Source organism: Methylobacterium sp. E-066, assembly GCF_022829635.1.
Lineage (GTDB): Bacteria > Pseudomonadota > Alphaproteobacteria > Rhizobiales > Beijerinckiaceae > Methylobacterium.
Genome location: NZ_JAKSYO010000165.1, coordinates 45,605 through 65,088, shown reverse-complemented (window position 1 = coordinate 65,088; position 19,484 = coordinate 45,605). Strand labels below are relative to the sequence as shown.

The 19,484-nt window shown below is 69.2% G+C and carries 18 protein-coding genes and 1 pseudogene; 6 read left to right on the top strand and 13 right to left on the bottom strand.

All coding sequences use genetic code 11. The annotated features are described in order from the left end of the window. Positions 1-8 precede the first annotated feature (8 nt). The 6 genes from MKL20_RS22760 to MKL20_RS22735 form a co-directional block, all read right to left on the bottom strand. Positions 9-932 (bottom strand): ABC transporter permease, encoded by a 924-nt coding sequence (locus tag MKL20_RS22760; protein ID WP_244038571.1) that lies wholly within the window; start codon positions 930-932, stop codon positions 9-11. A gap of 9 nt (positions 933-941) precedes the next feature. After that, the gene (locus tag MKL20_RS22755; protein WP_409568187.1) at positions 942-2,099 is read right to left on the bottom strand and encodes an ABC transporter permease; all 1,158 of its coding nucleotides are present in this window, start codon (positions 2,097-2,099) and stop codon (positions 942-944) included. A 61-nt stretch (positions 2,100-2,160) separates the two neighbouring features. Beyond that, positions 2,161-3,273 carry a BMP family ABC transporter substrate-binding protein gene (locus MKL20_RS22750; RefSeq protein WP_244038570.1) on the bottom strand — a complete coding sequence of 371 codons (1,113 nt, stop codon included), beginning with the start codon at positions 3,271-3,273 and terminating at the stop codon, positions 2,161-2,163. A gap of 452 nt (positions 3,274-3,725) precedes the next feature. Then, positions 3,726-3,983, bottom strand: a complete 258-nt coding sequence (locus MKL20_RS22745) for a hypothetical protein (protein WP_244038569.1) — start codon at positions 3,981-3,983, stop codon at positions 3,726-3,728. A 498-nt stretch (positions 3,984-4,481) separates the two neighbouring features. After that, positions 4,482-5,324 (bottom strand): factor-independent urate hydroxylase, encoded by an 843-nt coding sequence (pucL, locus tag MKL20_RS22740; protein ID WP_244038568.1) that lies wholly within the window; start codon positions 5,322-5,324, stop codon positions 4,482-4,484. Between the two features lie 32 nt (positions 5,325-5,356). Next, positions 5,357-6,760, bottom strand: a complete 1,404-nt coding sequence (locus MKL20_RS22735; protein WP_244038567.1) for a nucleobase:cation symporter-2 family protein — start codon at positions 6,758-6,760, stop codon at positions 5,357-5,359. Between the two features lie 191 nt (positions 6,761-6,951). Between MKL20_RS22735 and uraD the strand changes: the two genes are divergently transcribed. Beyond that, on the top strand, positions 6,952-7,836 hold the full coding sequence (gene uraD, locus MKL20_RS22730; protein WP_244038595.1) for a 2-oxo-4-hydroxy-4-carboxy-5-ureidoimidazoline decarboxylase: 885 nt from the start codon (positions 6,952-6,954) through the stop codon (positions 7,834-7,836). Between the two features lie 49 nt (positions 7,837-7,885). On the opposite strand, the gene MKL20_RS22725 is transcribed toward uraD, so the two are convergent. After that, the gene (locus tag MKL20_RS22725; protein WP_244038566.1) at positions 7,886-8,110 is read right to left on the bottom strand and encodes a hypothetical protein; all 225 of its coding nucleotides are present in this window, start codon (positions 8,108-8,110) and stop codon (positions 7,886-7,888) included. A 92-nt stretch (positions 8,111-8,202) separates the two neighbouring features. On the opposite strand from MKL20_RS22725, the gene MKL20_RS22720 reads away from it, so the two are divergent. Further along, positions 8,203-8,469 (top strand): hypothetical protein, encoded by a 267-nt coding sequence (locus MKL20_RS22720; RefSeq protein WP_244038565.1) that lies wholly within the window; start codon positions 8,203-8,205, stop codon positions 8,467-8,469. Between the two features lie 68 nt (positions 8,470-8,537). Here the strand turns inward: MKL20_RS22720 and MKL20_RS22715 are convergent, their stop codons facing one another. The 5 genes from MKL20_RS22715 to MKL20_RS22695 are packed head-to-tail and all read right to left on the bottom strand — an operon-like array spanning position 8,538 to position 14,308. Then, positions 8,538-9,599 carry a BMP family ABC transporter substrate-binding protein gene (locus MKL20_RS22715; protein ID WP_244038564.1) on the bottom strand — a complete coding sequence of 354 codons (1,062 nt, stop codon included), beginning with the start codon at positions 9,597-9,599 and terminating at the stop codon, positions 8,538-8,540. 33 nt (positions 9,600-9,632) lie between these two features. Beyond that, positions 9,633-10,559 (bottom strand): ABC transporter permease, encoded by a 927-nt coding sequence (locus MKL20_RS22710; protein ID WP_243966461.1) that lies wholly within the window; start codon positions 10,557-10,559, stop codon positions 9,633-9,635. Continuing rightward, entirely contained in the window at positions 10,556-11,632 is a 1,077-nt protein-coding gene (locus MKL20_RS22705; protein ID WP_244038563.1) for an ABC transporter permease, read from the bottom strand. Before MKL20_RS22705 ends, MKL20_RS22710 begins: the two co-directional genes overlap by 4 nt. A gap of 15 nt (positions 11,633-11,647) precedes the next feature. Beyond that, a complete protein-coding gene (locus tag MKL20_RS22700) occupies positions 11,648-13,270 on the bottom strand; it encodes an ABC transporter ATP-binding protein (RefSeq protein ID WP_244038562.1) in 1,623 nt (540 codons plus the stop codon). Positions 13,271-13,300: 30 nt separating this feature from the next. After that, positions 13,301-14,308, bottom strand: coding sequence for a hypothetical protein (locus MKL20_RS22695; RefSeq protein WP_244038561.1), 1,008 nt, complete (start codon positions 14,306-14,308; stop codon positions 13,301-13,303). A 204-nt stretch (positions 14,309-14,512) separates the two neighbouring features. Here MKL20_RS22695 and MKL20_RS22690 point away from each other — a divergent pair, with 204 nt between their 5' ends. From MKL20_RS22690 to MKL20_RS22675, 4 genes and pseudogenes are all read left to right on the top strand, one after another. Then, a complete protein-coding gene (locus MKL20_RS22690) occupies positions 14,513-15,214 on the top strand; it encodes a cysteine hydrolase family protein (protein WP_244038560.1) in 702 nt (233 codons plus the stop codon). A 302-nt stretch (positions 15,215-15,516) separates the two neighbouring features. Then, positions 15,517-16,865: pseudogene (locus tag MKL20_RS22685) on the top strand (NCS2 family permease). 7 nt (positions 16,866-16,872) lie between these two features. After that, the gene (gene guaD, locus MKL20_RS22680) at positions 16,873-18,213 is read left to right on the top strand and encodes a guanine deaminase (RefSeq protein ID WP_244038559.1); all 1,341 of its coding nucleotides are present in this window, start codon (positions 16,873-16,875) and stop codon (positions 18,211-18,213) included. A gap of 81 nt (positions 18,214-18,294) precedes the next feature. Continuing rightward, on the top strand, positions 18,295-18,537 hold the full coding sequence (locus MKL20_RS22675) for a hypothetical protein (protein ID WP_244038558.1): 243 nt from the start codon (positions 18,295-18,297) through the stop codon (positions 18,535-18,537). 152 nt (positions 18,538-18,689) lie between these two features. On the opposite strand, the gene MKL20_RS22670 is transcribed toward MKL20_RS22675, so the two are convergent. Next, the gene (locus tag MKL20_RS22670; RefSeq protein WP_244038557.1) at positions 18,690-19,349 is read right to left on the bottom strand and encodes a GntR family transcriptional regulator; all 660 of its coding nucleotides are present in this window, start codon (positions 19,347-19,349) and stop codon (positions 18,690-18,692) included. Between the last annotated feature and the right edge of the window lie 135 nt (positions 19,350-19,484).

The following is a 19,484-nucleotide window of genomic DNA, read 5'->3' as shown; positions in this document are numbered from 1 at the left end:
GGCGCTCCTCACTTCGACAGGGACAATTCGCCCGGAGCGCCAGCCAGCGCCCGGTCGGGCGAGGAGGTCGCCACGAGGAGGGCGAGGGTGAGCACGTAGGGGGCGGCGTAGAACAGGTAGTAGCCCTGCGAGACGCCAACCGATTGCAGCGCGGGACCGAGTGCCCCCGCCCCGCCGAACAGCAGGGCGGCGCCGAAGCAGGCGAGCGGGTTCCAGCGGGCGAAGATCACCAGCGCCACCGCCATCAGGCCCTGGCCGGACGAGACGCCCTCGTTCCAGGAGCCCGGATAGTAGAGCGAGAGGTAGGCCCCTCCGATGCCGGCGAGCACGCCGCCGATGCCGGTCGCCAGCAGCCGGACACGGTCGACATCGTAGCCCATGGCGCGGGCCGCGTCCGCGCTGTCGCCGACGACGCGCAGGACCAGTCCGGCCCTCGTGTTGCGCAGGCCCCACCACAGGGCGACGGACAGCGCGGCGCCAGCCAGGAACAGCACGTTGACGCGGAGCGCCGCCTGGACCTGCGGCAGATCCGACCACGCGCCGAAACCGATCGCCGGCAGCGGTGGGGCCGAAGGCTGGATGAAGGGCTTGCCGAGGAAGAAGGCGAGCCCCGACCCGAACAGCATCAGCGCGATGCCGATGGCGACGTCGTTGACCCGGGGGAACTTGCAGACGAAGCCGTGCAGCAGGCCGAACAGGCCGCCCGAGAGCCCGGCCACCGCGACACCGGCCCAGGGCGAGCCCGTCATCACGGCGGTGGCGTAGGCCGCCATGGCGCCGAAGACGAGCGTCCCCTCCAGTCCGAGGTTGATCCGGCCCGAGCGCTCGGTGATCGTCTCGCCGAGGCTCACGAACAGGAACGGTGTCGAGACGCGGATCGCTCCGCCGATCACCGCAAGCGGCACCGTCCAGAGGCCGAGATCGTCACTCATTGCGGGGCCTCATGCCGGCACCCGGGCGGACGGCACCGGCGCGCGCTTCTCGGCCCAGAGATGCGGGTTGAACAGCTTGAACCGGCCGTAGAGCGTCTCGCTCATCAGCACGACCAGGAACAGCAGACCTTCGAGCACGAGCACGGTGGCGTCGGGCAGCTGCATCCGCCGCTGGATCAGCCCGGAGGACGCCTCGATGCCGCCGAGCAGGAAGGCCACCGGCACGATCGCGATCGGGTTCTGCCGGGCGAGGAAGGCGACGAGGATGCCGGTGTAGCCGTAGCCTGCAGCCAGGGTGCCGTTGGCGGTGCCTTGGACGGCCACGACCTCGAAGAAGCCCGCCAGCGCCGCGAAGGCGCCCCCCAGCGCGGTGAAGCCCACGATGAGCCGGCCGACCGGCAGCCCCTGGATCTGGGCCGCGCGGACGTTGCCGCCCGCGATCCGGGCGGCGAAGCCCAGCGTCGTGCGGTCCATCAGCCCGTAGGCGATCAGGCAGGCGATCACGCCGCAGCCGAGGCCCCAATGCACGCCGATCACCGGCATCGGCCCGAGCATGAACGCGTCGCCCACGGGCAGGGTCGAGGGCTTGTTGAGGCTGGTCGGGTCGCGCAGCGGCCCCTCGATCAGGTGGTTGGCGAGCGCGATCGCGATATACGACAGGAGCAGGCTGGAGATCGTGGCGTTCACCCCGCGATAGGCCTGGAGCCAGCCGACCGAGCCGATCCAGACGGCGCCGACCAGGGCGGCGGCGCAGGCCATCAGCGGCACCGCCAGCAGGGCGGGCAGCGCGGACAGCGGCTGTGCCGCCGCGGCGGCGGCGAGGCCCCCCAGCACGATCGCGCCCTCGCCGCCGATCACCACGAGGCCGAGCCGGGCGGGCAAGGCCACGCAGAGCGCGGCGAACAGCAGGGGCGCCGCCCGCTGCAAGCTGTTTCCGAGCGCGAAGGGAGAGCCGAACCCGCCGCGCCAGACGATGTCGACGAGCTGCACCGGCGACTTGCCGAGCGCCGCGAGGAACAGGCCGAACAGCAGGAAGCCGAGCGCGGCGGCTCCGACGGGGATCGCCACGGCCTCCGAACGGCGCGCGAGCCACGCGCGGATTCGGAGGAATGCCGAGGATCGCGAAGGCGCGACGGTCAGGCTCGATGGGGCTGTGTCCGCGACCACGTCTCAGGGCCCTCCGGATGGGTCGGCGCCGAGCGGCCGGCAGAAACCGTGCCAGCGTGGCTCAAACCGAGCCCTTCACGCCGGCGACGAGGTAGTTCGTGCTCTCCAGTTCCGCCGCCTTCTCCGGGTAGGCCTTACCCGCCGGCAGGACCTCCTTGCCGGCGTTGTCCTTGAGCGGGCCCTTGATGATCGCGTAGCCGCCCTTCAGCATCTCGGCCTTGACCGCGTCGGCGTTCTTGCGGGCCGCTTCGCCGACGCCGGGCCCGTAGGGGCTCATCTTGACGTAGCCGTCGGCGAGGCCGCCGCGCACGAAGTTCTCGGGGGTCTTGCCGGCCTGCATCGCCTCGATGAAGCCCTTGTAGATCGGAAGCCAGTTCCACTCCGCGCCGGTGAGGTATTTCTGGGGCGCCAGGGGCGACTGGTCGACGTGATAGCCGCACACGAAGGCGCCGCGGCGCGCAGCGGTCTCGACCACCACCTTCGGGCTGTCGACATGGCAGGTGATGACGTCGGCGCCGCCGTCGATCAGGGCGTTGGTCGCCTCCGCCTCCTTGACCGCGAGCGACCACTCGCCGGTGAAGATCACCTGGCAGGTCATCGCCGGGTCGACGCTCTGTGCGCCGAGCAGGAAGGCGTTGACGTTGTTGAGCACCTGCGGGATCGGCTTGGCCGCCACGAAGCCGATCTTCTTCGACTTCGACGCATGGGCGGCCACGATGCCGTTCAGGTACTGCCCCTGCGCGATGTAGCCGAAGTAAGAGCCGGCGTTCTTGGGATCCTTCTCGGTCCAGAGGCCGCCGCAATGGCGAAACTGAATCTTCGGGTTCTTCTTGGCCTCGGCAAGAAGATAGGGGCTGTAATAGCCGAACGAGGTCGGGAGCAGCAGCGTCGCCCCGTCGAGGTTGATCATGCTCTCCATGGTCTTCTCGACGGCGTTCGTCTCCGGGACGCGCTCTTCCTCGGTGATCTCGACGCCGGGCAGGCCCTTCAACGCCTTCGCGGCCTGGGCATGCGCCTGATTGTATCCGTAATCGTCCTTCGGGCCGACATAGATGACGCCGACGGTCAGGGGGCCGGCCGCGCGTGCGCGGGATCCCGTAGCGACGCCGAGCCCGAGGAGGGCGCCCGCGCCGAGAAGACGCCTGCGCGTGAAGGGAAGATCTGCCACAGGCATCCGCTTGCTCACGCCATCCGGTCGATGACGCGAGTCAATATAGAGCTTCGTTAGACAGGCGGTGAAGCCGATATTTTCAGCATTCGCTAGGATGATTGCTACTACACGGACGGATACGAACCCGCGCGGACGCACAAGAATCGGTCGGTTCGTGCGCGATCGGGCGCCACGCGTGCGTTGCTGTCGCTAATCCGTGATTCAACCGGGAAGCCTTCATCGGAGGCCTGTCGTAAAGCCGATCGGCGGTCGAGAATAACGAATGCCGCCCAATGCGAGAACGCATTGAGCGGCGTTAAGCTGTCCTGTTTCTGAACCGACGCGAGGAGCCACCTCTTTTGCAAGGAGGCTTGCAACCAAGCCGCTCACGCGGCGCTCGAGCGAAACCGGGTTTTGCTACCGTGAAGGGATCAGCCGGTGCTCGTAGGCGTCGCGTTGCGCGTCGGCGGGCGTCCTCAGCGCGCGCCGCCCGTGTAGTTCTGATGCGGGCGGCGCAAGGCGCCGGTGACCAGATCGTCCGTGGTCTCGTAGGACCGACCGATGCCGACCGTGCGCCCGCGGTCGTTCAGGAGATTGGGTAGGGCCGCGCGCCCTTCCAGGCCGCCCGGCGCGGTGGTGGCGGGGATCCCGGCGGGCGCGGTGTAGCTCTGCGCGAGCGCGGCAGTGGACAGGGTGAGGCCGAGAACGGCTCCGAGAAGGATGCGGGTGGTCATGACTCAGGATCCGATAGCGAAGGTGCCGAGCATGGGCTGCCCGCCTTCTGTAGAGTCAAGATTGTGCAGCGCTGCCGAGAAAAACAACAACGCCTGTCCGCTATTTGTGCGCTTGCGCACGATGTGACACCCGCGCCGGAGGCTAGCTCCGCGGGCGGGCGATCGAAGCGTCGTATAAAGATTTGATTTGTCAATGCCTTAGCCGATACCTTCGGATCTGCCGTCGCGGTTTGCGTGGTGGCACGCTTCTTTCGCCGAACGACTTCAGCTTGGCCCTGGCAGTCACAGATGCTGTGCTTGTCGAGCGTCGCCTCGATCTGCGCGGCGACGCGATGTGCGGCCGGGTCGAGCGGTGGAATGGACGCGCCGCACGGGCGAGGCGATCTGTGTGACGGCAGCGGCCTCGCTGTGAGGCGTGAAGGCTACGCTGCCGCGAGCGATCTCCGCGCGGATGTAGGCCAGATCCAGGACGGCGATGTGCGGACCGTGCGCGGCGCCTCAGCCCGTCCGGCGGATCGTCGCCTCGATCTGGCCGTGCGGCTCGTCCGTCGGCAGGAACACGGTACCCGGGTTCTCCAGGCCGAAGGGCTGCAGGTTGATCGGGATGTAATGCTTGTTCGGCATCGCGAAGCCGATCTCGTCGATCTCCGGCACGGCGGCCAGCGCCGCCTCGCCCATCCGGTACATGCTGTCCTGGACGCCGTAGCTGTAGGTGGTGCCGAACACCTCGATCAGGAGCGACAGGATCTTGGCGTTGGCGGCGGCGTAGTCGCTCGGCGCACCGGCCCATGTCCAGGTCGCGTCCATGCTGGTTGCGGCGATGCGGTCGGTCGTGTCCGGCAGCGTCCGGTAGGCGTCGTCCACGAAATCAGCCCAGCCCGATTGCGTGGTCTTCATGAAGGTGAATCCGCGCAGGCCCGAGCGCAGCACCGACCCGCCCCGGCTCGCGGCGAGTCCGACATAGCCGAAGCCGTTGCCGTCGAGGATGAAGGTGTGGCCGTGCGGGGTGCCACCGATCTCCTGACGCAGCCAGCGCGTCTCCGTCGCCTCGATCGCGACGTCCTCCACCTGCGGGTAGGTGTCGAGGAAGACCTTGGCCACGGCCTTGGCGAACGCCTCCTTGTCGAGCGAGAGGTTCTTCGCCGCGGTGACGTTGACGATGTTCTTCACGCTGTCAGTGGCCACGCAGGCCCGGTTGTCGCCCGCAGTCCAGGCGGCGTCGAACTCACCCCTCATCAAGACGGTGAGCGTCAGCTCGCGCGGGATGTGGTGGTCGCCGTCGCGGGTCAGGCGCATCACCCGCACCCGGCCCTTGCCGTATCGCGATGCCGTCAGGGCCATGGGGATCTCCGGAAAAGGGCCGAAGGCGTCTCTCAATGCGCCTCGGCGGTCTTGGCTTGTCGGATGGCGGCCTCGCGTGCCTCGTCCGTGCTGCCGAGCCCGTTGAAGAACAGGTTCAGGAGCACGGCCGAGAGCGCACAGAGCAGGATGCCCGATTCGAGCAGCGGATGCAGCGCCTGGGGCATCTGCCGGAAGAAGCCCGGCGCCACCAGGGGGATCATCCCGAAGCCCACCGAGACCGCGACCACGAACAGGTTGTTGCGGTTGTTGGCGAAATCGACGGCGCCGAGGATGCGCGTGCCGGTCGCCCCGACCATGCCGAACATCACGAGCCCCGCACCCCCGAGGACGCATTGCGGCACCGCCTCGACCAAGGCGGCGAGCTTGGGAACCAGCCCGAGGCCCAGCATGATGATCCCGCCGACCACCGCGACGTAGCGCGTGCGCACGCCGGTGACCCCGACGAGGCCGATGTTCTGCGAGAACGAGGTGTACGGGAAGGTGTTGAAGATGCCGCCGATCACCGTGCCGAGGCCGTCGCCGCGCAGGCCCCGGGTCAGGCGCGCCGCGTCGACCGGATCGGCGCAGATCTCGCTGAGCGCGAGGAACATGCCGGTCGACTCGATCATCACGACGATCATCACGATGCTCAGCGTGACCACCGAGACGGGATCGAAGCTCGGCCAGCCGAACGCGAAGGGGCGCACCACGTCGAACCACGGCGCGCTCGCCACGTGGCCGAAGTCGACCAGCCCGAAGAAGCCGGCCACGACCATGCCGACGATGATCCCGATCAGCACCGAGGCCGAGTTGACGAAGCCGGTGCCGTATCGGGTGATCGCCAGGATCACGCAGAGGACGAAGGCCGCGATGGCCAGGTAGACGGGCGCGCCGTAGGCCGGGTTTCCGACCCCGCCGGCCGCCCAGTTCACGCCGACCCGCATCAGCGAGATGCCGATCACCAGGATGATGGTGCCCGTCACCACCGGCGGGAACAAAGGCAGCAGCCGCCCGACCAGCGGCGCGACGAGGAACGCGAACAGGCCCGCGGCGATCACCGCGCCGTAGATGCCGGCGAGCCCGATCTCGGGATTACTCCCCATGGCGATCATCGGCGTGACCGCCGCGAAGGTGACGCCCATCATCACCGGCATCCGCACGCCGATCCCGGGCAGGCCCCAGCTCTGGACCAGGGTGGCGAGGCCGCCGGCGAACAGGTCGGCGCTCACCAGCATCGCCACCTGCTCCGGCGCCAGCTTCAGCGCCCGCCCGACGATGAGCGGCACCGCCACCGCGCCCGCATACATCACCAGCACGTGCTGGAGGCCGAGGAGGCCGAGCGCGAGAGGGCCGACCCGGCCCACCGGGGCGGTGGCCGGCCCGAGCGGGACAGGACCTGAGGCTGCGGAAGGCTCTGACCGGACGGCGCTCGACATCGTGGAGACTCTCCCGAGGCGCGGCGGGCCGGCAGCCGGATCGCGGCCCGACGCGCCATGACCTCGGATGCGCAAGCCATATGCCACGCCCCCGTTTCGACGCCCGCCATGGTGGCGGCGACCGGTCGATGGCTGGCGCCTGGCCCGTTGCCTGCTTTACGGTCACCCTGGAGTGGGACGGTGCGGGCGCGATGACGTTTTCCCTCGCAGATCTCGACGGCATGCCGGAGACCGACTTCGTCGCGGCGCTGGGGGCGGTCTTCGAGCACGCGCCGTGGGTCGCCCGGGCCGCCGCGGCACGGCGCCCGTTCGGCACCGTCGCCGCGCTCCACGCGGCGATGTGCGCGGCGGTCGAAGCCGCGCCGGAGGCGATGCGCCACGCCTTGCTCGCCGGCCATCCGGAGCTCGCCGGCCGCGCCGCCCGCGACGGCGCCATCGCGCCCGACTCGGTTGCGGAGCAGGCGGCGGCCGGCCTGGACCGGCTCTCGGATGCGGAATATGCGCGCTTCGCGGCGATGAATGCCGCCTACCGGAGCCGGTTCGGCATCCCGTTCATCCTCTGCGTGAAACGCCACGGCCGCGCCTCGCTGATGGCCGCCTTCGAGGACCGCCTCGCCTCCGATCCGGAGACCGAGTTCCGCACGGCGCAGGCCGAAGTCTTCCGCATTGCCGCCATCCGCCTCGGCGCCCTGGTCGAGGGGGACGGTGCGTTGCTCACCACAGGCCGGCTCTCGACCCACGTGCTCGACACGATGCTGGGCAAGCCGGCCGCGGGCGTCGCCGTCGAGTTGGTCGAGATCGTCTCGGAGACGGAGACCGCGCTGGTCGCGCGCACGCACACCAATGCCGACGGCCGCACCGACGCCCCGCTGATCGGCGGACGCCCGGTCCCGATCGCAGTCTACGAGCTTCGCTTCGCGCTCGGCGACTATCACCGCCGGCTCGGCATCGACCTGCCGCGCCCGGCCTTTCTCGACGTTGTGCCACTGCGCTTCGGTGTGGCGGAGCCGGAGGCGCATTACCACGTGCCGCTGGCAGCGACCCCGTGGAGCTTTCAAACGTACCGGGGGAGCTGAAGGCTACGGCACAGGGTTTGCGGCGAAGCCGGCGAGCCCCGTCGAGACTTCAGGAGTAGATCGGATGCGGATCGTCCGTCTGGGAGCGATCGCGGTGCTGGCTGCGGGCGCGTGGCTCGGCCTGGGCGCCCCATTTGAGGGTGGCCTGCCCGCAATCCCGCCGCCGGCGGCCGCGCAGGGCACCCTGACACCCCCGGCGGGGCAGCCGAGCGTCACGGCGCCCGGCGGCCTGCGCGGTCGCAGCGCCCGCCGCCGCGGTTTTCGCCTCTTCCATAGGCATCCGCATCATCGCCGTTGACACGACGGAACCAGCCGACGACTGCGCCATTCGTCCCGATTACAGAATTCATCGGGAACGAGGCGGCCATGCGAAAGAAGACAACCGTCATACTGGCTCTCTGCGGGCTGCTCGGCACTGCCGGTGCCGCCTCGGCTCAGTCCTACGGCGCGCCGGCCGGGCGCGATCCTTCCACCGCCCCAGGGGGCACGGAGGGCCTCGCCGGACCGCGCAACGAGGCCGAATCGATCCGGTCGGGTGATGCCCTGGAGGTGCCCCCGAACCGCGGCGGGGTCGCCATCGAGGAGCCCGTCATGCCGCCGCCCCGTACCAACGAGGTGCCCGCAGGCCGCTGACGCCCGCATCGAACGGCGCCGATCCCGAACCGCGTCGGGATCGGCGCGAACCCGGCGTGCCGGCCGCCCTACTGGGGCAGCTTGTCGTCGATGCCCTTCACGTACCAGTTCATGCCGAGGATCATCGGGTCGGGGGCGGTCTCGCCGTCCTTGACCGCGATGGTCCCGTCCTGCTTCGTCACCGGACCGGCGAAGGGATGCGTCCGGCCTGCCGCGATCGCCTTCACGGTGTCCTCGGCCATGGCCTTCACGTCGGCGGGCATGTTGGTGAAGGGGGCGAGAACGACCAGGCCGTCCTTGATCCCGCCCCAGGTGTCGTGGCTCTTCCACGAGCCGTCGAGCACGGCCTTGGCCTCGCTGATCACGTAGCCGTTCCAATCGTCGACGATCGACGTGAGCTGTGCCTTCGGGGCGAAGCGATACTGGTCGGAGGATTGCCCGAACGCGAGCTTGCCCTGCTTCTCGGCCTCTTGCAGCGGGGCGGCTGAATCGGTGTGCTGGGTCAGGATGTCGGCGCCCTGCGCCAACAGGGCCTTGGCGGCTTCGGCCTCCTTGCCCGGGTCGAACCACGTGTTCACCCAGACGATCTTGACCTTCACGTTCGGGTTGACCGACTGCGCGCCGAGCATGAAGGCGTTGATGCCGCTCACCACCTCGGGGATCGGGAACGACGCGATGTAGCCGACCGTCCCGGTCTTCGACAGCTTGGCCGCGATCTTCCCGCAGACGTAACGGCCCTCGTAGAACCGGGCCGAGTAGGTCGAGACGTTGGCCGCGCGCTTGTAGCCGGTGGCGTGCTCGAACTTCACCGTCGGGAATTTCTTGGCGACCTTCAGGGTCGGCTCCATGAAGCCGAACGACGTGGTGAAGATCAGGCCCATCCCTGAGCGCGCGAGCTTCTCGATCGCCCGCTCGCTGTCGGCCTCGGGCACGTTCTCCAGGTAGGTGGTCTCGACCTTATCGGGCATGGCCTCGGCCAGGGCCTTGCGGCTCAGATCGTGCTGGAACGAGTAGCCGTAATCGGCCACCGGCCCGACATAGACGAAGCCCACCTTGAGCTTGCCCTCGGCCTGTGCCGGGCCGAGCAGGAGCAGGAATGCACCGAGGCCGGCGCAGAAGGAATGTCGCATGGTCGCTCGTGTCCTCTCCGGTGGACGGCACCGCTAGCGGTGCGGGGTGAAGTCGCGCCCCAGGGCGGCGGGTGCGAGCGAGCCGCCCTGCCGCCGCCCGAGGGACAGCAGGACGAGGGCGACGATCGTCGCGAGGTAGGGAAGCGCCGAGAGCACTTGTCCGGGCAGGCCGATGCTCGCCGCCTGGGCGTGGAGTTGCAGCACCGTGGCGCCTCCGAACAGGATCGCGCCGGCCACCAGCCGCGCCGGCCGCCACGAGGCGAAGACGACGAGCGCCAGGGCGATCCAGCCGCGGCCCGCGGTCATCGCCGGGGCCCAGAACGGGGTGTAGGCCAGCGAGAGGTAGGATCCGGCGAGCCCCGCACAGGCACCTCCGAACAGCACGGCCAGGAAGCGGAGCTTGCGCACCGGCAGGCCGAGGGCGTGCGTGGCGGTGTGGTCGTCGCCGATCGCGCGCAGGATCAGGCCGCCGCGCGTCCGCCACAGGAACCACGAGACGGCGACGGTCAATGCCAGGCCCGCGTACACGAAGGCGTCCTGGCCGAACAGGAGCTGGCCGATCCCAGGCAGGTCGCTCAGGCCGGGGATATCGAGATGCGGTGCGGGATCCCGCTTCAGGCCGACATACGGGGCGCCGACGAGACCCGACAGGCCGAGGCCGAGGATCGTGAGCGCGAGGCCCGAGGCGACCTGATTGGCCGCGAGCCCGACGGTCAGCAGCCCGAACAGGGCCGCCAGGCCCAATCCGGCGCCGGCGCCGGCCAGGGCGCCCAGGAGGGTCGAGCCGGTCTCGATAGCAGCGGCGAAGCCGACGGCCGCCCCGCAGATCATCATGCCCTCGACGCCGAGGTTGAGCACGCCCGCGCGCTCGACCACCAGTTCGCCGATCGCGGCGATGATCAGCGGAGTCGCTGCCGTCAGCACCGTGACCAGGATCATCTGGACCATGTCGAGGGTCATCGCGCGCCTCCCGGGACGAGGCGGACCTTGAAGCGGGTGAGGACGTCCGCCCCCAGGACGAGGCCGAGCAGCAAGCCTTGGAAGGCCCGCGTCAGGTCGAGGGGAAGCCTGAGGTCGATCTGCGCTCCCTCGCCGCCGATCGTGGTGAGCGCGATCACGAGCGCCGCGACGAGGATGCCCGGCGGCGAGAGCCGGCCGAGAAAGGCGACGATGATCGCCGTGAAGCCGTAGCCCGGCGAGATCGTCGGCTGGAGCTGGCCGATCTTGCCCGCGACTTCCGCGATCCCCGCGAGCCCCGCCGCCCCGCCCGAGACGGCGAAGGCGGCGAGCGTCAGGCGGGCCTCGCTGAAGCCGGCGAACCGGGCGGCGCGCGGACTCGCGCCGACGACCCGCACCTCGAACCCGAACAGGGTCCGCCCGAGGACGATCGTGGCGAGCACGACGGCCGCGAAGGCGACGAGCACGCCTGCATGCAGGGTTTCCCCCTCCATCAGGTAGGGCAGGCGCGCCGCGGCATCGAAGGGGACGCTCTGCGGGAAGTTGTATCCGGCCGGGTCGCGCAACGGTCCCCGGGCCATGTAGTCGAGGAGCAGTTCCGCGACGTAGACCAGCATCAGGCTGGTCAGGATCTCGGAGACGCCGAGCCGCACCTTCAACACGGCCGGGATCATCGCGTAGGCGACGCCGGCAAGCGTTCCGGCGACCAGCATCGCCGGCAGGATCCACAGGGTGAAGCCCGCGCTGCCCTGGGTGGCGAGGGCGACGCAGCCGCCGGCGAGGCCCCCGACCACGAATTGGCCCTCGGCACCGATATTCCACAGGTTCGCCCGGTAGCAGAAGGCCAGGCCCGTCGCGATCAGGGCGAGCGGCGCGGCCTTCAGGGCGATCTCCTGCAGGGACCACAGCTCGGACAGCGGCGCGATGAAATAGGCCGCGAAGGCCGCTGCCGGCGAGACGCCGAGCAGGGACACGGCCACGCCGCCGAGCAGCACGGAGGCGAGGAAGGCCAGGGCGGGCGCAAGGATGGCGGCGAGCGGCGAGCGGCCGGCGCGCGGCACGAGGTCGAGGCGCATGGTTACCTCGCGTGATTACGTGGCATGGACGGCTCCTTCGCGAAGGCGGCCGGGCGGGGCGACCGTGTGGCCCCCCGGGGGCGGGCCGCCGGATCCGCCCATCAGCAGGCCGACCGCCTCGCGGGAGGTCTCGGAACGCCGCACGGCCCGCGACAGGGTGCCGGCCTGGAGGACCGCGATGGAGCCGGCGATCTCGAACAGTTCGTCGAGGTCCTGACTGATCACCAGGATTGCGCTCCCGCGCGCGGCGAGGTCGATCAGCGCTTGGCGGATGCGCGCGGCCGCCGCCGCGTCGACGCCCCAGGTCGGCTGATCGACGACGAGCACCCCGGGCTCGGCCAGGATCTCGCGTCCGACCACGAACTTCTGCAGGTTGCCCCCCGACAGGGTGCCGGCGGCCGGGTCCGGGCCGGCCTTGCGGACATCGAACGCCTCGATCACCCGGGCCGCCAGCGCCCGGGCCGCTGCCCGGTGCACGAGTCCGAAGCGCGTGAGCGAGGCGGTGGCGTACCGGGAGAGCACGGCGTTCTCCGAGAGGCTCAGGCCGGGCGCCGCGGCATGGCCGTTGCGCTCCTCGGGCACGAAAGCCGCCCCGAGACGCCGCCGCGCGTTGATGTCGAGGCGGCCGGCGGGCGTCCCGTCGATGCAGACGGCGCCGGCCTCCGGCGCTCGGGCCTCGCCGGAGAGTGCCGCGAACAGTTCCGACTGGCCGTTGCCCGCGATCCCGGCGATGCCGAAGATCTCGCCGCCGCGGACACCGAGCGAGATGTCACGCAGGCCGGTGGCGTGCAGGCCGGGGGCGGGCAGCGACAGCCGGTCGAGGCGCAGGCGCTCGGGTCCCGCCAGCGCCGACCGTGCGGGGGCAGCCTCGCGTGTCAGCGCGCGGACCTGCGCGCCGACCATCATGGCGGCGAGCGAGCCGGCGCTCTCCACACGCGGATCGCAGGCGCCGACGACCCGGCCGCCGCGCAGGATCGTGGCGCGGGCGCAGAGGCGGCGCACCTCGTCGAGCCGGTGCGAGATGTAGAGCAACGCCCGGCCCTCATCCCGCAGGCGCTCCAGCACCGTGAACAGCATTTCGGCTTCGCCGGGCGTGAGCACCGAGGTCGGCTCGTCGAGGATGACGAGCTTCGGGTCCTGGAGCAGGCAGCGCACGATCTCGATGCGCTGACGCTCTCCCGCCGACAGCGACCAGACCGGCCAATCCAGTTCGAGGTGCAGGCCATAGGTCCGGCCGAGGGCCGCGATCCGCTCGGCGAGCGCCCTGCGGCCGAGGCTTCTGCCCATCACGAGGGCGATGTTCTCGGCGACTGTCAGGTTCGCGCACAGGGAAAAGTGCTGGAACACCATGCCGATGCCGAGCCGGCGGGCCGCCTCCGGGCTGGCGAGCCTCACCGTCTCGCCGCGATGCGTGACGACGCCCTCCGTCGGCTCCAGGAGGCCGTAGAGGATCTTCATCAGCGTGGATTTCCCGGCCCCGTTCTCGCCGAGCAGGGCGTGGATCTCGCCCGCCCGGATCTCGAGGTCGATGCGGTCGTTGGCCGTGAAGGCGCCGAAGCGCTTCACGATGCCGTAGGCGCCGAACAGCGGCCTCGGATCGTTCGAGGCGGGCGTCGGCTCAGTCGCCGCGATCGTCATCCAGCCGCTCCGCGATTCCAGGTCGCCGCCTCAGAAGACGTGGAAGGCGAACCCGGCCAGGAAGCTCTTCTCCTCGGTCCCCTTGAAGGTCGTGGTCTCTACGTTGCCGAATTTGTTCAGCCAGTATTGGAAGCCGATGAAGACATCGACCTTGTTCGGCTGGTCGTAGATCAGCTTGCCGAGGTCGAGCACGAGGTTCGTGCGCGAGAGAAACTCGAGGCCGCGCGGCGGGTTGAACTGGAAGGCCGCGACGTTGCGCACGCCGCGGCCCTTGGGCAGCACGATGTTGTTGAACCCGGTCAGGCTGAGCGGCAGCCCGGTGAACGACAGTGGGAAGTTGTAGACGAGCTCGAATTCCGGAACGGCGTCGAAGCTCTGGTCGCGATCCGGCTGGAGGTTGAAGCCGTTGCGGTTCCACTCCTTGTAGACGTGCGTGCTGAGATTGAGGAATCCCGCCGGGACGTCGAAGGAGAAGTTCAGGCCGCCGACGATATCGCGCTTCTTCGAGCCGAACGCGTCGTTCTGCGAATTGGCGTCGAAACCGAAGGCGAGCGACACATCCTTGACGAGGCCGGGGATCGCGAACGCCTTGGTGCCGGTGAGCGCGTTCAGGCTGAGGGTGCCGCGATACAAGCCGTAGGCTTCGGTATTGCCGTAATCGGAGAAGGCCGGCGAGCCGACGCTGCCCGGCGGGTTGGTGGTGCCGGCCGGGAACTGCGAGCCCGACTTCAGGATGTCGAGGGAGAAGAAGTTGGTGCCGTAGGCCCATGCGTCGGCATGCGCGATGTTGAGGATCTGCTTGGGCGCCTCCCGGGAGACGAAGCTGCCGTCCGCCCGCTGGATCTGGACGCCGGGCGAGACCGTCGGGAACTGGTAGCGATAGCTGACCTGCGTGTCGGCAAACAGGAAGAACGGCACATCGGCCACGGCCGCGGCATCGGGCGCCTTGGCCTTCGTCCCGGTTTCAAGGTCTGCCGCATGTGCGGCCCCGATGATCAAGGCTGGCACTAAAGCAGCCGCGATTCCGCGCCTGAACATCGTCTCGGTCCCCCGGCTTCGCAAAGCATTGGGAGAGCGACCGCAACCGATATGCCAACGCTCCGGTCCTGAGCGCGGACCGCCGCACGCGTCATAAAATTGCAACAGCTACCGGACAGGCGGACACACATGCATTCTCTCTCGACACACAGCATCATTCCCCCGGGTGGCCGGTGATTCGGGCGCTCCCCGAGGGTGCCCTCCATGACCTCCGCCACGGCCACGGTGACCCGCCACCTCGCAGCCGAGCCCTCGCCGCTCGCGTTCGAGACGGCCGGCACGGCGCTGGTGATCATCGACATGCAGCGCGACTTCCTCGAGCCAGGGGGGTTCGGGGCGAGCCTCGGCAACGACGTCTCGCTCCTGGCCAGCGCGGTCCCGCCGGCGCGGGCACTGCTCGCGGCGGCCCGCCGCGCCGGGCTGCTGGTGGTGCACACGCGCGAAGGTCACCGGCCGGACCTGTCGGATGCCCCGCCGGCCAAGCTCGCCCGCGGCGAGCCGTCCGCCCGCATCGGCGATCCCGGCCCGATGGGCCGGATCCTGATCCGCGGCGAGGCCGGCCATGACATCATCCCGGAATTGCGGCCCGAACCCGGCGAACCGATCATCGACAAACCCGGCAAGGGCGCCTTCTACGCCACCGACCTCGCCGGCATCCTGAGCGCCCGGCGCATCGACACCCTCCTCGTCTGCGGCGTGACGACCGAGGTCTGCGTCCACACCACCGTGCGCGAGGCCAACGACCGCGGCTACCGCTGCGCCGTCGTCGCAGACGCCTGCGGCTCGTATATCCCGGACTTCCACGCCGCCGGGCTCGCGATGATCAAGGCGCAGGGCGGGATCTTCGGCTGGGTCACCGATTCCGCTGCCGTCGTCGCCGCCCTCGACGGATCGGCACAGCCCTAAGCCTCCATCCCGGCAGGCATATTGCTATGCCTGCCGGGATGGAGGCTTCGCGTTCGGGTAGCGATGGACCTTGATACGATCGACACCCTTCTGCAGCCCCGTCGCCGGACGGAACTCCACGGCTGCGGGACGACGACGCCGGCCGCGCGGTTGGGAGACGGCCGTTCTCCGAGCCGCAGCCCGAATTGCGACGCTTGGTGGACCTCGCGCGCGCCGCTCGCCAACGCGATCCGCGGCGCCATCGGTGCCCCGCTCACGGCGACGGCGTGCGCGCCGGATCCGGATCTGAAGGAGGGGTGGGCATGGACATGAAGCGGGACGCGATCGAGGGCCCGGAACTCCGGAAGGCCGGCTTGCTGGAGCGCGTGTTCAGGCTCTCCGAGCACGGGACCACCGTGCGCACGGAGATGCTCGCCGGGCTGACCACCTTCCTGACCATGGCCTACATCGTCTTCATCAACCCCAACATCCTGGCGGATGCCGGCATGCCCAAGGGCTCGGTGTTCGTGGCGACCTGCCTCGTGGCGGCGCTGGGCTCACTGATCATGGGGCTCTACGCCAACTGGCCGGTGGCGCTCGCCCCCGGCATGGGGCTCAACGCCTACTTCACCTACGTCGTCGTGCTGGGGATGGGCTACACGTGGCAGGCCGCGCTCGGCGCGGTCTTCATCTCCGGCGCTGCTTCCTGCTCGTGACGCTGACAGGCCTGCGGTCGATCATCGTCGACGGCATCCCGCGCTCGATGCGCATCGCCATCACGGTCGGCATCGGGCTGTTTCTCGCGATCATCGCTCTCAAGAACGCGGGCGTGGTGGCGGCAAGCCCGGCGACCTTCGTCACCATCGGCGACCTGCACAAGCCGTCCACCGTGCTCGCGGTGATCGGCTTCATCATGGTCGCGGTGCTCTCCGTGCGGAAGGTCAAGGGGGCGCTTCTCGCCTCGATCCTGACGGTTACCATGCTGAGCTTCCTGGTAGCCGGGAACAGCTTCGGCGGCGTGATCTCGATGCCGCCGTCGATCGAGCCGACGCTGTTCGCCCTCGACATCAAGGGCGCGCTGTCGGGCGGCCTGCTCAACGTCGTGCTGGTCCTCTTCCTGGTCGAATTGTTCGATGCCACCGGGACGCTGATGGGCGTGGCGACCCGCGCCGGCCTCGTCACCGACGGTCATTCGGGGCGTCTCAACAAGGCCCTGATGGCCGATTCGGCGTCGATCTTCTTCGGCTCCCTCCTGGGCACCTCCAGCACCACGGCGTATCTCGAGAGCGCATCGGGCGTCGAGGAGGGGGGCCGTACCGGGCTCACCGCGGTGACCGTCGCCGGCCTGTTCCTGGCTTGCCTGTTCTTCTCGCCCCTGGCCGGCTCGGTACCGCCCTACGCCACCGCACCGGCCCTGTTCTACGTCGCCTGTCTGATGCTTCACGAACTCGTCGGCCTCGACTGGGACGACCTGACCGAGGTCATCCCCGCCTGCGTCACGGCGGTGCTGATGCCGTTCACCTACTCGATCGCCACGGGGGTCTCGTTCGGCTTCATCACCTACGCGCTCCTCAAGCTGCTCACCGGGCGGGCGCGGGACGTGAAGCCCGTGGTCTGGGTGATCGCGGCGGTCTTCCTGTTCAAATTCGTCGAGACCGGCGGCGCACATTGAGGGGGCGATGAAGGCGATCCGCGGACAGGCCGTCAGCCTGCGGGGCAACCCGTTCCTGAGCGAGGACTGCCTCGAACACGTCGCCGACGCGCTCATCCTCATGGAGGACGGGTGCGTCACGGCCTTCGGCCCGTATGCGCAGCTCGCGGGCATGCTCCCCGCCGACGTCGAGGTCGTGGCGTACGAGAACGCCCTGATCCTGCCGGGGTTGATCGACACCCACGTTCATTACCCGCAGCTGCAGATGATCGCCTCCTACGGTGAGCAACTGCTCGCCTGGCTCGACAAATACACCTTCCCGGCCGAGCTTCAGTTCGCCGACGCGGCGCATGCGGAAGCGGTCGCCAAGCTGTTCTTCCGCGAGATCCTGGGCGCGGGCACCACCACAGCGGTGGTGTATTGCACGGTGCATCCTGGCTCGGTCGAGGCGTTCTTCGCCGAATCGGAGCGTTTCAATACGCGCATGGTCGCCGGCAAAGTTCTGATGGACCGCAACGCCCCAGCGGCTCTCCTCGATACGGCTCAGCGCGGCTACGACGAGAGCAAGGCGCTGATCGCGCGCTGGCACGGACGCGGTCGGCAGCATTACTGCGTCACGCCGCGCTTCGCACCCAGCTGCACCGAGGCGCAGCTCGATGCGGCCGGTGCGCTCCTGCGGGAGCACGACGCACTCTTCCTTCAGACCCATCTCTGCGAGAACACCGACGAGATCGCTTGGGTCAGGGAGCTGTTTCCGGAGCGGAAGAGCTACCTCGACGTCTACGCCCATGCCGGCCTCGTCGGTCCGCGCTCGGTCCTCGGCCACGCGATCCACGTAAGCGAGGCCGATTTCTGCACCTGCCACGCCAGCGGGGCGGCGCTCGCCCATTGCCCGACCTCGAACGGCTTCCTGGGCAGCGGCCTGTTCCGGCTGTTCGACGCCCTCGATCCGAAGCGCCCCGTGCGGGTCGGCCTCGGCACCGATGTCGGCGCGGGCACCACGCTCTCGCTGCTCAAGACCCTCGGGGAAGCCTACAAGGTCGCGGCCCTGCGGGGCACCAAGCTCGATGCGGTCCGGGCGTTCTGGCTTGCCACCCTGGGCGGTGCCGAAGCCCTCCGCCTCGACGACCGGATCGGGCGGATCGCGCCGGGCCATGACGCCGACCTCTGCGTGCTCGACCTCGCGGCCACGCCGCTTCTCGGCTTCCGCACAGGCACCTGCGGCGGCATCGAGGAACTCCTGTTCGTGCTGATGACGCTGGGGGACCACCGCACGGTCCGCGCCACCTGGGTCGCGGGGGAATGCGTCTACGACAATCGCCGCCCGGGCGACCCGCTGCGCTATCCCGCGCCGGACGCCATGGCCTGAACGGGCGACCGCGCGCCGCCGTTGAGTATTCGTCCTGGCGCGGCGCTTGCTTAAGCTTAGCTGTCGTTCATAGGGAAGATCATGCGCCGGTTGTATCTCGGGCTCGCCCTTCTCATTGCTCTTCCAGGTGCCGCAGCCGCGCAAAGCTACACCGCGCCCGCGCCGACCGACGTGCCGTCCTCCGGCACCCGGGAGCTGAACAAGGCTGATCGCAAGACCGCCTGCACGCAGGAGGCGGACCGGCGCAACATGCGCGGCCTGCCGCGCCAGCAATACCGCGCCGCCTGTCGCGGCCGCGCGATACCGAAGCGCGTCAAGTCCTGACTTGGCAGTTCCCGGGGCGGCGTACCGTGCCGCGGTCAGGCGGGAACTCTTCTCAGGCCGGCGCGCATGTCGCGAGAGCGATGAGCGCCATCATCTCCGCGGCCTCGCTTGAGCAGACGCGTCTGTGATGCAGCCAGGTCCGCTCGACCGGATCAGGCGGCACGCGTCGCGGTGAGACCGATGAACGTATCTTCTACCAAGCTGACATGGTTCAGCATGGCCGCATGCGCCGTCGCGGCATCGCCCGATACGATCGCCTGCATGATGCGGTCGTGCTCGGCTTGGGAGCGCGGCAAGCGTCCGGGACTCCGGAACTGGGCGCGACGATAGGGGCCGAGGCGCCGGCGCAGGCCAACGGCCATATCCGCCAGGATGCCATTGTGGCTGCCTGCGTAAATCAGACCGTGGAAGGTCAGGTTCGCCTCGATGAACCCGGCGACATCGTCGCTCTCGACGAGTGCGCCCATGCGCTCGTGCTGGTTCTGAAGGCGCCTGCGTTCGATCGGCGTCATGCTCATCGCCGATAGCCGGGCGCACGTCGCTTCCAGCTCGCCCATCGCGACGAACATGATCTCCAGTTGCGCGGGCGTGATCTCGGCGACGACGGCGCTCCGTCGCGGTCTCAGTTCGACCAGACCCGTGGCGGCCAGGGAGCGGATCGCCTCGCGGACCGGTGTACGCGAGACCGCGTATTGCTCCGCCAGCCGATGCTCGTCGAGGCGCGTTCCCGGCGTCAACACCCCGGAGAGGATCGCGTCGCCGATCTCGGCTGCCAGCTTGTCCGTCTGCGTCTGCTTGTTCGACGACGTCATCGAGCGGTCTCGTTCACGATGGGGATGATCATCGATCCAGCAACTGCCCAACGCAAGTCCTGTATGCAGTCATGATTTGTGCAATGCCGCACAACATTGTGGCATGCAGAATATAGAAACTGCATGCAATATTGC

Bases quoted from the DNA above. Each gene is read 5' to 3' on its own strand.
- MKL20_RS22760 (WP_244038571.1), bottom strand. From the start codon at position 932: ATGAGTGACGATCTCGGCCTCTGGACGGTGCCGCTTGCGGTGATCGGC.
- MKL20_RS22750 (WP_244038570.1), bottom strand. From the start codon at position 3,273: ATGCCTGTGGCAGATCTTCCCTTCACGCGCAGGCGTCTTCTCGGCGCG.
- MKL20_RS22745 (WP_244038569.1), bottom strand. From the start codon at position 3,983: ATGACCACCCGCATCCTTCTCGGAGCCGTTCTCGGCCTCACCCTGTCC.
- pucL (WP_244038568.1), bottom strand. From the start codon at position 5,324: ATGGCCCTGACGGCATCGCGATACGGCAAGGGCCGGGTGCGGGTGATG.
- MKL20_RS22735 (WP_244038567.1), bottom strand. From the start codon at position 6,760: ATGTCGAGCGCCGTCCGGTCAGAGCCTTCCGCAGCCTCAGGTCCTGTC.
- uraD (WP_244038595.1), top strand. From the start codon at position 6,952: ATGACGTTTTCCCTCGCAGATCTCGACGGCATGCCGGAGACCGACTTC.
- MKL20_RS22725 (WP_244038566.1), bottom strand. From the start codon at position 8,110: ATGGAAGAGGCGAAAACCGCGGCGGCGGGCGCTGCGACCGCGCAGGCC.
- MKL20_RS22720 (WP_244038565.1), top strand. From the start codon at position 8,203: ATGCGAAAGAAGACAACCGTCATACTGGCTCTCTGCGGGCTGCTCGGC.
- MKL20_RS22715 (WP_244038564.1), bottom strand. From the start codon at position 9,599: ATGCGACATTCCTTCTGCGCCGGCCTCGGTGCATTCCTGCTCCTGCTC.
- MKL20_RS22710 (WP_243966461.1), bottom strand. From the start codon at position 10,559: ATGACCCTCGACATGGTCCAGATGATCCTGGTCACGGTGCTGACGGCA.
- MKL20_RS22705 (WP_244038563.1), bottom strand. From the start codon at position 11,632: ATGCGCCTCGACCTCGTGCCGCGCGCCGGCCGCTCGCCGCTCGCCGCC.
- MKL20_RS22700 (WP_244038562.1), bottom strand. From the start codon at position 13,270: ATGACGATCGCGGCGACTGAGCCGACGCCCGCCTCGAACGATCCGAGG.
- MKL20_RS22695 (WP_244038561.1), bottom strand. From the start codon at position 14,308: ATGTTCAGGCGCGGAATCGCGGCTGCTTTAGTGCCAGCCTTGATCATC.
- MKL20_RS22690 (WP_244038560.1), top strand. From the start codon at position 14,513: ATGACCTCCGCCACGGCCACGGTGACCCGCCACCTCGCAGCCGAGCCC.
- guaD (WP_244038559.1), top strand. From the start codon at position 16,873: ATGAAGGCGATCCGCGGACAGGCCGTCAGCCTGCGGGGCAACCCGTTC.
- MKL20_RS22675 (WP_244038558.1), top strand. From the start codon at position 18,295: ATGCGCCGGTTGTATCTCGGGCTCGCCCTTCTCATTGCTCTTCCAGGT.
- MKL20_RS22670 (WP_244038557.1), bottom strand. From the start codon at position 19,349: ATGACGTCGTCGAACAAGCAGACGCAGACGGACAAGCTGGCAGCCGAG.